The sequence below is a fragment of the Streptomyces griseoviridis genome (assembly GCF_005222485.1).
Lineage (GTDB): Bacteria > Actinomycetota > Actinomycetes > Streptomycetales > Streptomycetaceae > Streptomyces > Streptomyces hintoniae.
This window is the reverse complement of the sequence record NZ_CP029078.1, coordinates 3,130,537-3,144,046: the sequence shown is the minus strand read 5'-3', so window position 1 is coordinate 3,144,046 and position 13,510 is coordinate 3,130,537. Positions and strand designations below refer to the sequence as shown.

At 73.9% G+C, this 13,510-nt stretch carries 10 protein-coding genes; 3 read left to right on the top strand and 7 right to left on the bottom strand.

From position 1 onward, the window contains the following. Positions 1–3 precede the first annotated feature (3 nt). The 3 genes from DDJ31_RS13015 to DDJ31_RS13005 all read right to left on the bottom strand — a co-directional run bounded on the left by DDJ31_RS13015 (position 4) and on the right by DDJ31_RS13005 (position 4,294). Positions 4–732 carry a DUF4232 domain-containing protein gene (locus DDJ31_RS13015; protein WP_127180106.1) on the bottom strand — a complete coding sequence of 243 codons (729 nt, stop codon included), beginning with the start codon at positions 730–732 and terminating at the stop codon, positions 4–6. 221 nt (positions 733–953) lie between these two features. Next, positions 954–3,686, bottom strand: coding sequence for a scabin-related ADP-ribosyltransferase (locus DDJ31_RS13010; protein ID WP_164784978.1), 2,733 nt, complete (start codon positions 3,684–3,686; stop codon positions 954–956). A gap of 176 nt (positions 3,687–3,862) precedes the next feature. After that, positions 3,863–4,294: a hypothetical protein gene (locus DDJ31_RS13005; RefSeq protein ID WP_127180107.1), complete on the bottom strand. Its 432-nt coding sequence runs from the start codon at positions 4,292–4,294 to the stop codon at positions 3,863–3,865. A gap of 288 nt (positions 4,295–4,582) precedes the next feature. On the opposite strand from DDJ31_RS13005, the gene DDJ31_RS13000 reads away from it, so the two are divergent. Next, complete coding sequence (locus DDJ31_RS13000; protein ID WP_127180108.1) at positions 4,583–5,791, top strand: glycosyltransferase; 1,209 nt, start codon at positions 4,583–4,585, stop codon at positions 5,789–5,791. A gap of 104 nt (positions 5,792–5,895) precedes the next feature. Here DDJ31_RS13000 and DDJ31_RS12995 read toward each other — a convergent pair whose 3' ends face one another. Next, entirely contained in the window at positions 5,896–6,900 is a 1,005-nt protein-coding gene (locus DDJ31_RS12995) for a helix-turn-helix transcriptional regulator (RefSeq protein ID WP_127180109.1), read from the bottom strand. Between the two features lie 105 nt (positions 6,901–7,005). Here DDJ31_RS12995 and DDJ31_RS12990 point away from each other — a divergent pair, with 105 nt between their 5' ends. Further along, a complete protein-coding gene (locus DDJ31_RS12990; RefSeq protein ID WP_127180110.1) occupies positions 7,006–7,425 on the top strand; it encodes a VOC family protein in 420 nt (139 codons plus the stop codon). Between the two features lie 62 nt (positions 7,426–7,487). Here DDJ31_RS12990 and DDJ31_RS12985 read toward each other — a convergent pair whose 3' ends face one another. Then, entirely contained in the window at positions 7,488–8,549 is a 1,062-nt protein-coding gene (locus tag DDJ31_RS12985; protein ID WP_127180111.1) for a hypothetical protein, read from the bottom strand. A gap of 400 nt (positions 8,550–8,949) precedes the next feature. Further along, positions 8,950–11,526 (bottom strand): aminopeptidase N, encoded by a 2,577-nt coding sequence (gene pepN / locus DDJ31_RS12980; protein WP_127180112.1) that lies wholly within the window; start codon positions 11,524–11,526, stop codon positions 8,950–8,952. Positions 11,527–11,688: 162 nt separating this feature from the next. Here pepN and DDJ31_RS12975 point away from each other — a divergent pair, with 162 nt between their 5' ends. Further along, a complete protein-coding gene (locus tag DDJ31_RS12975; RefSeq protein WP_127180113.1) occupies positions 11,689–12,351 on the top strand; it encodes a mycothiol-dependent nitroreductase Rv2466c family protein in 663 nt (220 codons plus the stop codon). 34 nt (positions 12,352–12,385) lie between these two features. Here the strand turns inward: DDJ31_RS12975 and DDJ31_RS12970 are convergent, their stop codons facing one another. Further along, entirely contained in the window at positions 12,386–13,486 is a 1,101-nt protein-coding gene (locus DDJ31_RS12970; RefSeq protein WP_127180114.1) for a glycerophosphodiester phosphodiesterase, read from the bottom strand. Between the last annotated feature and the right edge of the window lie 24 nt (positions 13,487–13,510).

Sequence of the window (13,510 nt, the reverse complement as noted above, 5' to 3'; positions counted from 1 at the left end):
CGGCTACTTGCCGTAGCCGACGTGGTAGCCGACCGGGTCGACGTAGACGTCCGGGGCGTGTCCCGACTCGGGGGAGACGGTGATGGCGAGCCGGCCGAGGTCGACGATCTCCGAGACCCGCTCGTTCGGCGGGGTCACGGAGAGCCGGGTGTACTTCTTGCCCGAGCCGCTGGTGTCGGGGAGGTAGCGCAGCAGGAACCGGGTCTCCTCGCCGTGCGCGAGGGTGACCGCGGGGCCCTTCGCCTCCGTGCGGGCGGCGTCGGGGCCGAGGTCGCCGAGCCCGTCGGGGCCCACCAGTTGGACGCCGGGGAAGCCGCGCATGGCGCAGGTACGGGAAGCGGTGTTCTTCATGCTGACGGCGATCTCGTTCGCGGTCCCCGTGCGGGAGACGCCGAGGTCGAGATGGTCGGCGTCACAGGCGGGCCTGGCGGACGTCGCGGAGCCCGCCGACCCGGCGGCCCCGCCGGCCGTCGAGGACGCCGACCGGCTCCCGCCGGAGAGCGTGCCGTGCGCGTTGGACCCGCCCGACGACCCGCCCGACGAACCCCCCGACGAACCGTCCGGCGCGGACCCGCTCGACCCGCTGCTCGCGCTCGTCGCGCTCGATCCGGCGGACGCGCTGGACGCGTTGGACGCGGCGGAGGTTCCGCCCGAGCCGCCGCTGCCGCAGGCGGTCAGGGAGAGACCGGCGGCGACGACGGCGGCTGCGACGGTGAGCTTCTTGACGTGCACGGGTACTCCTCGGGCGGTGTCCGTCCCGCTGCGCCGGGGCGAGCGGGTGATGTCGCCCCGTAGGACAGCCACCACCGGGAAGTGCGTTGGCCCGCGCCGGCGACGAGGACGCCCCTGTGACATGCGGGTCGACGGCCTGTGACATACCCGGGCGGCCCGCGCCCCGCGAGCCTTCCGGGCGATTCCCTGGGGCAAGTCGGCACCCTCCGTGCCCTTGGGTCCTAGTCGATGTCCATCGGGTCGGGGCTGCTGGGCAGCGGCTCGTCGGCGTCCGGCATGTCGACGTCGCTGTCGGTCCAGTCGGGCGGGTCCACCGGGGGTGAGTTGTTCCCGCCCGCCGCCGGGTCGTAGTTCGGGTTGGGGAGGTACTGCCCGTGCGTGCCGTCCGGGTTCATCTGCCACACGCCCTTGATGTACTCGGGCTTGATCCCGCCGGGGAAGGCGATCTCCTGCTGGTCCGGGTAGGGGGAGTGGCTGCCGTAGGTGGCGTTGATGTCGATGCCGCCCGGCGCCCGGATGTCGTAGACGTACTGCGGGCCCCAGTTGAGGTGGTCCGAGGTGGTGGTGGAGACGTACTGCGCCGGCTGGTTGGTCAGCACGTAGGTCCACAGGTCGGCGCCCGCCGGGTTCTTCGGCTGGAACCCCTGGTTGAAGATGACCGAGGGATCGCGGCTGTCCGAGCGGTACAGCGGCTCGTTCGAGGTGCGGTCGACGACGTAGTCGGGGATGCCGTCCCAGTTGATGTGGGGGTTGGCGGCCACGTCCCGCGGGTCCGGCCGGTCGGTGGTGCCGTTGGGGCCCGGGTGGTCGCACTCGTCGGCGGTGCCGGCCGGGTGGTCCTCACCGGTGCGGGGCGGGTCCGGGGTGTCGACGGTGCCCGGCGCGTCCTGCATCTCGGTGTCGGAGCCGTCCCCGAACGCGGCCTCGGCCGCCGCCTCGGCCTCCTCGTAGGTGTCGAAGCCGGAGAGGGTGAGCGAGGACATGGCGTCGATCAGCGCACCGACGCCGCCGTCGTCCGGGGGCCCGGCGGGGGTGTCGACGGCGAGCGGGCGCGAGCGGGCGCCGGCGATCAGGACCGTCGTCGTCGAGACCCGTGCCGTGGTGGGGAACGCCGCCGTGGAGACGACGGGACGCTGACCCGCCCACTGCGACGTGACCGGCGACCCTTCCCCGCAGTCCTTGCCGTCGGGGTCTTCGTGGTCCGGGTCGTTGTCGTCGGGGTCGGGCTGGTCCTCACCACCGGAACTGGAACCGCCCGAGGTACTGCCGCCCGAGCTGGAGCCGCCTGAGTCGGACCCGGCCGAGCTGGACCCGCCTGAGTCGGACCCGGCCGAGCTGGACCCGCCGGACCCGGAGGTGCCGCCGTAGATGAAGCCGCCGGTGGTGAGGCCGCCGACGATGAGGCCTCCGCTGGAGTTGCCGCCGTTGGAGGAACCGCCGTTGGAGTTGCCGCCGTTGCTCGACCCGCCGGAACTGGACGACCCGCCTGAGCTGTTGGACCCACCCGAGCTTGAGCTTCCGCCGGAACTTGAGCCCCCGGAGCTTGAGGAGCCGCCTCCGCTGGAGCTGCCGCCTGAGTTGGACCCGCCCGAGTTGGACCCGCCGGACCCGGAGGTGCCGCCGTAGATGAAGCCGCCGGTGGTGAGGCCGCCGACGATCAGCCCGCCGCTGGAATCGCGTCCGCTGGAGCTGCCGCCGCTGGAGGAACCCCCGCCGGACGAACCGCCGTTGCTCGACCCTCCCGGGCCCGAGGACCCTCCCGAGCCCGACGATCCTCCCGAGCCCGAGGACCCTCCTGAGCCCGACGATCCACCCGAGCTTGCGCTACCGCCAATGGAAGAACCTCCGTTGGAGGACCCGCCGTCGGTCGAGGTCCCACCGCTGCTGGAGCCGCCTCCCGAAGTCCGACCCCCGTCGGTGGACTCTCCGCTCGCGGCACCCCCGTTCGCGGCACCCCCGTTCGCGGCACCCCCGTTCGCGGCACCCCCGCCGGCAGAACCCCCGCCGGCAGAACCCCCGCCAGTGGTCGAACTCCCGCCAGTGGTCGAACTCCCGCCCGACGAGCCCCCATCCGACGAGCCCCCATCCGACGACCCCCCGCCGAAGCTGCCGCCCACGGCCGCGCCGCCGTCGGTCGAGTCGCCCGAGCTGGAGCCGCCGCCGGTCGACGAGGTGCCGCCGCTGGTCGTGGTGGCGCCCGTCGACGAGCCGCCCCCGGCCGCACCGCCCGCCGTGCCCCCGCTCGTCCCTCCGCCCGTGTCCCCCTCGCCGCCCGCCGTCACCACGCCGGGGCAGCCCTCGTCCCCCGTTACCTCGCAGACCGCGGAGCGCAGGCCGTCCGCGACGATGCCGCCCACCCCGCCGAAGGCCATCGCCCCGACGAGCGCCACGACCACCGCGATGAGCCCCAGGTACTCGACGGCCGTCTGGCCGCGGTCCCGGCGCCAGCGGATCAGATGCGGCAGGGACGGCACCGCGAGCCGGCGCAGCCGTTCCACGGAGCCGCGCGGCCGCGGCGCCCGCGCGGCCTCGGGCAGGTCGAACCAGGCGCGGCTGCCGCCCGCGCAGACGAGGAGCAACAGAGCCACCGGGAGGAGGAGTTGGCTGAAGCCGTGGGGCGATCCCCGGTACAGGTTGACCACGCTGCCGGCCACCAGCGCCGCCTGGACGCTGATCAGGCCGAGCCAGGCCGGTCGGCCGCCCGTCCACAACTGCCGTGCCAGCACCAGGCCGAGAACGCCCGGGGCGACGGCGTACGCCGCCAGCACGATCAGTGACGGCCGCAGCAGCCCCAGGCCGGTCATCGTGACGACCGCCTTGACGCCGCCCACCACCGTGACGGCGAACATCAGACGCAGCAGGACGCGGGCCGCGACGAGGGTCCGCGGCAACTCTCGCCGCTCGCCCCGGAGATGGACGGCACCCACCGACGCGGGCGTTCGTGGCTCGGCCATGATGATGCCCTCGCATCCGGCTCGACGTCCGGACGACGGCTCGCGTCCGTCGTTCCCCCCGAGCGCTGGCAGCCTAGGAGCGGGGCGCCGTGCCGACCCAGGGCCCCAGGGCCCACCGCGGGCCCAATGCTCTGGACCTATCAACTGGGCCCGGGGTCAAGGGCGTTGGCGCGCTGTCAGAGGGAGTCGAGCCAGCGCCGGTGGGCGGCCTGCTGGGCGTCCAGGGTGGTGACCGCGTCCGCCGGGGCGTCGTCGAAGAGGTTCACCATCTCCTCGCGCCGGCCGCGCCGCCCCTCCCGCAGGAGGTACGCGCGGGTGCTCCCTGAGTCGCGGAGCATGCCGCTCTGGGCGACATCGGGACGGGCCGCGTTGACCGCCAGCAGCCAGCCCGCCCCCTCCAGCGCGCGCCGGACCCGGTCGAGGGCGTCGACGAGGTCGTACCCGCGCCCCTCGGAGGTGCCCCAGGGGCCGTCCGCCGTGACGCGGTAGGCGCGCGACGGGTCGTCGGCGCGCGCGTCGAGGGCCCAGGTGAGCGCGGCGACGGCGCGCTCCGTGCCGCGGACGGCGGTGACGTCGTCCCGCCGTCCGAGCACCTGGTCGGCGCTCACCGGCGGACGGGGGAGACGGCGGGGGCGCGGTCGGGCAGGGGGCGGGTCATGGTCACCACTCTCGTGCGCGGCGGGTGTCGGGCCGGCGGTACCGTAGCGCAGCCGCGCGCGGCGCGCTGCCCGCCTTCGGCGCACGGCCGCCCCGGCCTGTTGACCGGTGGATAACCAACCGGACCCGAGCGCGAGACACCGCGTTCATTCCGCCGAAATGTCCATGCTGCCTCATATCGCCTAACCCGCAGTTCACGGGGATGGCTCATTACTCACTTGTGCGAGGCGGGTGGTCGTGTGCGGACGAGGCACGGGCTGCGAGTTCTGTCGGTCTACGACGGTTTCTTCTCCGGGGGCGCCCGGATCGTGCACAGCGATGTGCTGCTGGGCCTCGCGGAGGGCGGCCAGCACCATCGGGTGCTGAGCGTCCACGGCGAGGTGCACCGCGAGGCGACCCGCCAGCGGATGGAGGACGACGCCTGCTACCGGGTGCTGACCGGCGCCGGGATCACGGTCACGTCCCTGGGCCGCAGCGCGCGGGACGGCGGTGGCCCGGCGCCGTTCACCGGTCCCGAACTCGCCGACACGGCGCGGGCGACCGCGGACGCCGACGTCATCCTGTCCCTCAAGGAGCAGCCGCTGCGGCTGCTCAACCAGGCGGGGCTGCCGCGCCGTCCCGTCGTGGTCTGCCTGCACCGCTCCGACCCGGAGAACCAGGGCGGGGCCCTGGACGAGCTGAAGTCGGCCATCGCCGACGGCACGGTGGCCGCCTGCGTCTGCTGCGCCGAGTCGACACGGGACGCGTACGCGGCGGCCGGTGTCCCCGAGGCGCTGCTGCACGTCATACCGAACGGTGTCGACCTGCTGAGGTTCCGCCCCGATCCGGCCCGCCGACTGGCGGTGCGGTCGGCGCTCGGCGTCCCGTCGACGGCCCCCGTGGTCGTCTTCGCGGCCCGCTGGGACGCGATGAAGAACGTGCCGCTGTTCCTGCGGTCGGCCCGCTCGTGGCTGGCCAGGGAGGGGCGCGGGCACGTCGTGATGTGCGGGGCGGGCATGACGGCGGCCAACGCGGGGCTGGCCGCGCAGCTCGCGTCGGTGTTCGGCGCCGACCGCGCCCTGGCGAGCCGCGTGCACCTGCTGGGGGTGCGCCAGGACATGGAGGCCGTGTACGCGGCCGCCGATGTCGTCGCGCTCACCTCGTCCTGGGGCGAGGCCGCGCCGCTCTGTCTCGTCGAGGGCATGATGTGCGGCGCCGTCCCGGTCACCACGGACGTCGGCGACAGCGCGTCGATCGTCTCGGGGCTGGGTCTCGTGACGCCTCCCGACCCCGACGCGATCGCCTTCGCCTGGTCGGCTGCGGTGGCCGACCGGGCGGCCCTGACCGGCGCGCTGACGGCGAGCCGCGAGCGCTTCAGCAGGACGAGGATGATCGCGGCCTACGCGGACCTGCTCGACCGCGTGGTCCACGACGTCCGCGACGGCCTCCGCCCGGGGCTCGGCGGATAAGCGCCTGAGAGCCGAGCCGAGCCGAGCCGAGCCGGGCCGAGCCGGGCCGCACCGAACGGAACCGGGCCGCGCCGAACGGAACCGAGCCGCGCCGCGCGCAGGGCTCACTCGCCGTCGTCCGTCCCGTCGTCCCCCCGTGCCCGTCTCGCGAACCGTTCCGCGAAGGCCGTCACCTCGTGGCGCAGTTCGTCGGGGCGTTCGACGACGAACGGGCGGTCGAGCGCGGCGAGGAGCGGGGGCAGCCAGTCGAGGCGCTCCGCGCGCAGCTCGACCCGCAGCCAGCGCCCGCCCGCCCGGTCCCGTCCCTCGCCGGTCTCCTCGACGCGCGCGACGCTCGCCGGGAGCCGGGAGCGGACGTGCTCGGGCGTGCCGTGGACGCGCAGGGTCACCTCGTGGCGGTAGGCGGCGGTGGCGAACCCGGCGAGCAGCCGGTCCGCCGGGTCGAGTCCGGCCGGGACCTCGAACGAACCCGGCAGCGGGCGCGCGCCGGTGACCCGGTCGAGCCGGAACGTGCGGTCCTCGCCGATCCCCGGGTCCGTGCCGGTGACGTACCACCGGCCCGCGTGCGCGACGATCCCGTACGCGTGCAGCAGCCGTTCGCCGCGGCGGCCCTCGCGGTCGGTGTACCGGATCGACAGCGGACGGTGGTGGCGGACCGCGTCGGCGACGGTGAGCAGGATCTCGGCGTCCGGGCGCGGCGGGCCGCCGGGCCCCTCCGTGAGGGAGAGGGAGTCGAGGACGGTGTCCAGCGTGCGCGCGACGTGCGCGGGCAGCACCCTGCGGATCTTGGCGGCGGCCGTCTCGCTCGCCGTCTCCGCCGCCGTCGTCAGGCCGGCGCGGCGGCCGGCGAGCAGGCCGAGCAGGACGGCGAGCGCCTCGTCGTCGCTGAACATGAGCGGCGGCAGCCGGTATCCGGAGCCGAGCCGGTAGCCGCCGTAGCGGCCGCGCACCGTCTCCACCGGGATGTCGAGGTCGATCAGCTGGTCCACGTACCTGCGCACGGTCCTGCCGTCGACGCCGAGCCGCTCGGCGAGTTCGGCGACGGTGCGGACGCCCCCGGACTGGAGGAGGTCGAGGAGGGTCAGCACGCGGCCGGTGGGGCGGGACATGGTCCAAGGCTAACGTCGATACCGGACCGATTCTGTCCGGTATCCGTCCTAGCCTGCGGAGCACGGCGCCACCACGGCGTCACCGTTGCCGTCCGGGAGGACACCATGAACTTCGTCTCCGTCCGCGTGATCACCGCCGACGTCGCCCGTCTCGTCGCCTTCTACGAGCGGGTCACCGGGGTACCGGCGGCCTGGGCCACCGAGGACTTCGCCGAGATCGTCACGCCCGGCGCCACCCTGGCCGTCGCGGGTGTCCGCACCGTCCCGCTGTTCGCCCCCGGCTCGGCACGCCCGGCGGACAACCACAGCGTGATCGTCGAGTTCCTCGTCGACGACGTGGACCGCGCGCACGGCGAGCTGACCGGCACCGAGCGGGTCGCCGGGCCCACCACGATGCCCTGGGGCAACCGCTCCCTGCTCCTGCGCGACCCCGACGGCAACCTCGTGAACCTCTTCACCCCCGTCACCCCGGCCGCCCGGGAGAAGTTCGGGCTCGACGCGCGCCGCGAGCCCGCGGCGAGCTGAGGAGGGGACCGCCGGCCCGGCGGTCCCCTCCTCTCCCCTCCTGGTGCCGCCCCCGTCCGTCACTACCGGGGCAGCACCACGACATACGCGGCCGGATCACGGTCGTCGGCCGCCATCAGGGCGGTGCGGACGATCGTCGCCTGCTGGTCCATCGCCTCGCGGAGCTTCCTCGGTGTCACATGGACGACGGTGATCCCCAGCCGCTCCAGATGCTCCCTCTTCCTGGCGTGCTCCGACCAGAGGGCGTCCTCGTCCTGGCGCGGTGCGCGGGTGTCGAGTTCGACCGCGACCGCCTGGTCGGGCCAGTACGCGTCCAGGCCGCCCAGGTGCGGGCCGCCTGGCATCCGCAGGTCGACGTTCCAGACCGGGTCGGGCAGGCCGAACTCCCTGACCATCCGGTAGAGACGGTCCTCGGCGACGGAACGGCCCTCCGCGAGCAGCGACTCCACCGCGTCCACCACATGCGGCCGGCCCAGCAGCTTCGCCGCCGTCAACTCCCGCACCACCGCCGCCGGTTCGCAGTGGCCGCCGCGCACCGCCTCGGTCAGCAGCAGCCGTACGGTCTCCGCGCCCGCGCTGGTGCCTGACAGGTCCGCCACCGCGTCCGCGAGGGCCCGCGGTACCGGCGCGACGGGAACTCCCGCCCGCTGGAGGGGAGTCGGCGGCTGCGCGGCGCGGACCACCCGGGCCAGCTCCGTTGAGCGCAGCCGCCGCCTGCGCGGCACCAGCACGTCGATCCGGGTGAGGGAGAGCAGGGCGGGCGCGCTGCCGAACCCGTGCAGGGAGAGCGCCGCGAGGCCGGTGATCTGGGCCTCCGGGTACAGCGCGCGGTGCGGCGGACCGGCCGCGGGCTGCGCCGGCACGCCGGGCGGCTGCTCCTTCGCCGCGTACAGCAGCACCGCGTGCAGCCGCTCCTCGGCGGTCGGCGGCCCCGGGCGGAGCAGGAACACGCCCGGCAGGAGCCGCTGCCAGGGGCCGCCCGGCCGGCACCGCGCGTTGGCCTCGGCGGGCGGGATGCCGCGGGCCCGGAGCTGAGCCGCCGTCAGAACCCTTCGGCGCGCCCCGGAGAGGTGGCGGGCGGGGCGCGGGGGGACGGGGGGCGGCGGGGGGAGTTTCTGGGTCATGGAGCCGGTATGCCGCGTCCGAATCGCGAAGTAACCGCTGTTACACGCTCGTCGACACATACGGACAAGGAGGGGCTAAAGGGTGCGCGGGCGGATGCCGAGTAGGCACCGAAAACCCCTGGTCCTTTCGGGGTGGACCAGGGGTTACGGGAGCGAATGACCGGATTCGGTAACGGCTACCGGTGGCTTAAGCGTTGGCCAGGGGTCGGCGCGGAACCGACCCGGAACCGGCCACGCCGCTCACTGCCGCCCAGGCCCCGGACCCCCGCTCACCGCCGCCCAGGCTCCGAAACCGGCCACGCCGCTCACCACCGTCCCCAGGCCCCGGACCCCAGCCCAGGCCCCGGACCCCAGCCCAGGCCCCGGACTCCCGCCCAAGCCCCAAGCCCCGGGCCCCGGCTCAGAGTTCCGTCGCCTCCTGGGCCCGCAGTGCCCGTGCCAGGTCGTCGCGTGCCTCGATGACCAGCCTGCGCAGCGCCGGGGCCGCCTGCTCGTGGGACGTCAGCCACGCGTCCGTCGCCGCCAGCGTGGCACGCGCGTCCTTCGGCGTCGGGTGCGACGGGAACAGGCCCCGCACCACGTCCATCCCGATCTGGATGGAGCGCCGCGACCACACGTCCTCGATCGCCGCGAAGTACTTCTCCGTGTACGGAGCCGTCAACTCCCGCTGCGACGGCTGCGCGAAGCCCGCGATCGTCGCCTCCACCAGCGCGTTGGAGAGCGCCTCCGACTCCACCACCTGCGCCCACGCCTGCGCCTTGACCGCCGCCGACGGCCGCGCGGCGAGACAGCGCACCTGGTGGCGCTTGCCGGACGCCGTGTCGTCACGCGCCAGTTCCGCCGCGAGGGTCCGCTCGTCGGCCAGCCCGTGCGACGCCAGCGGCTCCAGGAACACCCACCGCAGCTCCTGGTCGACATCGAGCCCGTCGATCTTCTCGGTGCCGTCGAGCAGGGCCGTGAGGAGCGCCAGCTCCTGCGGCGCCGACGCCACCGACGCGTAGAACCGCGCCCACGCCAACTGCTGCTCGCTGCCGGGCCCGGCGGCCCGCAGGTCCCGCAGCGCGATCTCCGTCAGCAGCTTCCCGCCGGTCTCGCGCCAGGCCGGCGGCGCGTAGTTGACCAGCGCCGAATCGGCCCACGCGTGCAGCATCTGGAGCACGCCGATGTCGCTCTCCCGGCGCGCGAACCGCGTCACCAGGTCGATGAAGTCCGGCGCGCTCAGCAGCGCGTCCCGCGTCATGTTCCACAGCGCCGACCAGCACAGGGCGCGGGCCAGCGGGTCCTTCATCGAACCGAGGTGGTCGCGCAGGGTGGCGAGCGACGTCGCGTCGAAGCGGGTCTTGCAGTACGTGAGGTCGTCGTCGTTGACCAGGACCAGCTCGGGCGCCGGCTGTCCGGCCAGCTCCGCCACCACCGTCCGCGGGCCGTCGACGTCCGTCTCGGTGCGCGCGTACCGCACCAGCGCGCCGTCCTCGACCCGGTACAGGCCGATCGCCACCCGGTGCGGGCGCAGCTCGGGGTGCGACTCGGCGGCCTCCTGGAGCACCGCCAGCTCACCGATCCGGCCGTCCGCGTCCAGCACGACCTGCGGGGTGAGCGCGTTGACGCCGGCCGTCTGGAGCCAGGACCGCGCCCAGCCGCCCATGTCGCGCCCGCTGGTCTCCGCCAGCACCGCCAGCAGGTCAGACAGGCGCGTGTTGCCGTACGCGTGCCGCTTGAAGTAGCGGCGCGCGCCCTCCAGGAACGCGTCCTGGCCGACGTACGCCACGAGCTGCTTGAGGACGCTCGCGCCCTTGGCGTAGGTGATGCCGTCGAAGTTGAGCTTGGCGTCCTGGAGGTCGCGGATGTCCGCCGTGACCGGGTGCGTGGAGGGGAGCTGGTCGGCGCGGTACGCCCACGCCTTGCGGCGGTTGGCGAAGGTGATCCAGCCGTCCTCGAAACGGGTCGCGCCGACCAGCGCGAACGCGCCCATGAAGTCGGCGAACGACTCCTTGAGCCACAGGTCGTCCCACCACTCCATGGTGACCAGGTCGCCGAACCACATGTGGGCCATCTCGTGCAGGATGACGTTGGCCCGGCTCTCGTACGACGACCGTGTCACCTTCCCGCGGAAGATGTACTCCTCGCGGAACGTGACCAGGCCCGGGTTCTCCATCGCGCCGAGGTTGTACTCGGGCACGAACGCCTGGTCGTACTTCCCGAACGGGTACGGGAAGTCGAAGTGCTCGTGGAAGAAGTCCAGGCCCTGCTTGGTGACGAGGAAGATGTCGTCGGCGTCGAAGTGGGGCGCCAGGCCCTTGCGGCACAGCGCGCCGAGCGGGATCTCGAGGCGGCTGCCGTCCGGGAGCGTCCGCTCGTAGGAGTCCGTCACCCAGTGGTACGGGCCCGCCACCACGCAGGTGATGTACGTCGAGATCGGCTTGGTCTCCGCGAACCGCCACACGCCGTCGGTCTGCGTGCCCACGCCGTTCGACCAGACCGTCCACCCCTCCGGCGCCCGCACCTCGAAGCGGTAGGGGGCCTTCAGGTCGGGCTGCTCGAAGTTGGCGAAGACCCGCCGGGCGTCGGCCGGCTCGTACTGCGTGTACAGGTAGACCTCGCCGTCCTCCGGGTCGACGAAGCGGTGCATGCCCTCGCCGGTGCGGGAGTAGGCGCAGCGCGCGTCCACCACCAGCTCGTTCTCCGCGGCCAGGTCCTCCAGGAGGATGCGGGTGCCGTCGAAGACCGCGCCCGGGTCGAGGTCGCGTCCGTTCAGCGACAGGGCCGTCACGCTCGGTGCGATCAGGTCGGCGAAGCTCGCCGCGCCCGGTTCGTTGCAGCGGAAGCGGATCGTGGTCAGGGAGCGGAACGTGCGCGGCCCCTCCCCGGCGTCGTCGCCCACCGCCGAGCGCAGGTCGAGGGAGACCTCGTAGCCGTCGACGGAGAGCAGCGCGGCCCGCTCCCGGGCCTCGTCACGGGACAGATTCTCACCGGGCACGGGCGGCACTTCCTCTGGGTGGTGGGGTGGAGGGACAAGGTTCGGACAGGACCGATCCTGCCATGCGCCCCTGACAGCGGGTACCCGGGAATGGGGTGAGCGCCGGACGGTGTTCCGACAGGAGACGACGCTGTGCAGACGCCTTCGTTCCCGAGGAGAGCCATGTCCGAGAACGCGACCACCTCCGTGAAGACCCCCGTCGACTTCTGGTTCGATCCGCTCTGCCCCTGGGCGTGGATGACCTCCCGGTGGGTGCTCGAGGTGGAGAAGGTCCGTGACATCGAGATCCGCTGGCACATCATGAGCCTGGCCGTCCTGAACGAGGACCGGGTCGACGAGCTGCCCGAGGAGTACCGGGACATGCTCGCCACCAAGGCGTGGAAGCCGGTCAGGGTGGCCACCGCCGCCTGGCAGAAGCACGGCGCCGACGTCCTCGGCCCGCTGTACACCGCGCTCGGCACCCGCTTCCACAACAACGGCGAGGGCCCCACCCTCGACGCCATCGCGGGCGCCCTCGCGGACGCCGGACTCCCCGCCGACCTGATCGACTACGCCGAGCAGGAGGACTTCGAGTTCGAGTCCGAGCTGCGCGCCTCACACAAGGAGGGCATCGACCTCGTCGGCCAGGAGGTCGGCACCCCCGTGATCGCGGTGCCCGGCGCGGACGGCGAGCAGGTCGCCTTCTTCGGCCCGGTCGTCACCCCCGCCCCGCAGGGCGAGCAGGCCGCCCGCCTCTGGGACGGCACCCTCGCGGTCGCCTCGGTCCCCGGCTTCTACGAGCTGAAGCGCACCCGCACCAAGGGCCCGGACTTCAGCAACCTCTGACCCCGCCACGGCGGTGCCGGCGGCCCGTCCGCCGTCACCGCCCCGCGTGGTCGTCGCGGGCCAGCGCCGCCAGGTCGGGGAAGTCCGTCACCACCGCGTCCACGCCCAGCCGGTAGTACAGCGCGTACTCGGCGAACGCGTCACCGAAGTCGTCCGGTCCGGCCCCGCGCCGGAAGTCGGCGGGCAGGAACTGGTTCTCCGCGCGGAAGGTGTACGGGCCCACCCGCAGCCCCGCCGCGTGCGCGTCGGCCAGCAGCGTGGTGGGCGTCCCGAGCCGGCCGTCCGCGCCGACCGGCACCAGCGACGACTTGTCCGGCCCGATCCAGTCGGCGTACCGGGCGATCCCGGCGAGGCCCGCCGGGGTCATCAGCTCCGCGTACGTCGTCGGATCGCCCGCCGCCACCAGGTCGTAGGGCCCGCCCGAGGTGCCGAGCGCCTGCCACAGCGGCAGCCCGAGCCGCTCGGCCGCCACCCGCCGCAGACTCGTCGGCTCGAAGGACTGCACCACGCACTCGCGCGGCCCCAGCCGGTTGCGCCGCACCGCCTCGGCCAGCTTCCGCTCCAGCGGCAGCCCGATCGAGCGGAAGTACGTGGGGTGCTTGGTCTCGGGGAAGACGGCGACGGTCCGCCCATAGGTCCGCGACAGCCGCCGCGCCAGATCGATCACCTCCTGGAAGGTGAGCACCCGCTGCCTGCCGTCGAAGACGGTGTTGCGGTCCCGGACGCCCGGCAGCCGCTCCACCGCGCGCAGCGTCTTCAGCTCCGCCAGCGTGAAGTCCTCGGTGAACCAACCGGTCACCGGCCGCCCGTCCACCGTCTTCGTGGTCCTGCGCCCCGCGAACTCCGGGTGCGAGGCCACGTCCGTGGTCTGCGAGATGTCGTTCTCGTGCCGGACGACCAGGACGTGGTCGCGGGTCGGCACCAGGTCGGGTTCGATCCAGTCGGCGCCGGTCTGCACGCCGTAGGTGTACGCGGCCACCGTGTGCTCGGGCCGCCATCCGGCCGCGCCCCGGTGCCCGACGACCAGGGGCCGCCCGGCCGTCGGGGCTCCGGACGCGGCGACGGCGGCGGGCGCTGACGCGCACAGCGGGACGGCGGCGGCCGCCAGCAGCAGGGAACGACGATCGGTGCGCATGCGAACTTCCTCTCCGGGCAAGGC

Excerpts from the sequence above, each read along its gene's own strand:
- DDJ31_RS13010 (WP_164784978.1), bottom strand. The coding sequence starts at position 3,686 with ATGGCCGAGCCACGAACGCCCGCGTCGGTGGGTGCCGTCCATCTCCGG.
- DDJ31_RS12995 (WP_127180109.1), bottom strand. The coding sequence starts at position 6,900 with ATGTCCCGCCCCACCGGCCGCGTGCTGACCCTCCTCGACCTCCTCCAG.
- DDJ31_RS12990 (WP_127180110.1), top strand. The coding sequence starts at position 7,006 with ATGAACTTCGTCTCCGTCCGCGTGATCACCGCCGACGTCGCCCGTCTC.
- DDJ31_RS12985 (WP_127180111.1), bottom strand. The coding sequence starts at position 8,549 with ATGACCCAGAAACTCCCCCCGCCGCCCCCCGTCCCCCCGCGCCCCGCC.
- DDJ31_RS12975 (WP_127180113.1), top strand. The coding sequence starts at position 11,689 with ATGTCCGAGAACGCGACCACCTCCGTGAAGACCCCCGTCGACTTCTGG.
- DDJ31_RS12970 (WP_127180114.1), bottom strand. The coding sequence starts at position 13,486 with ATGCGCACCGATCGTCGTTCCCTGCTGCTGGCGGCCGCCGCCGTCCCG.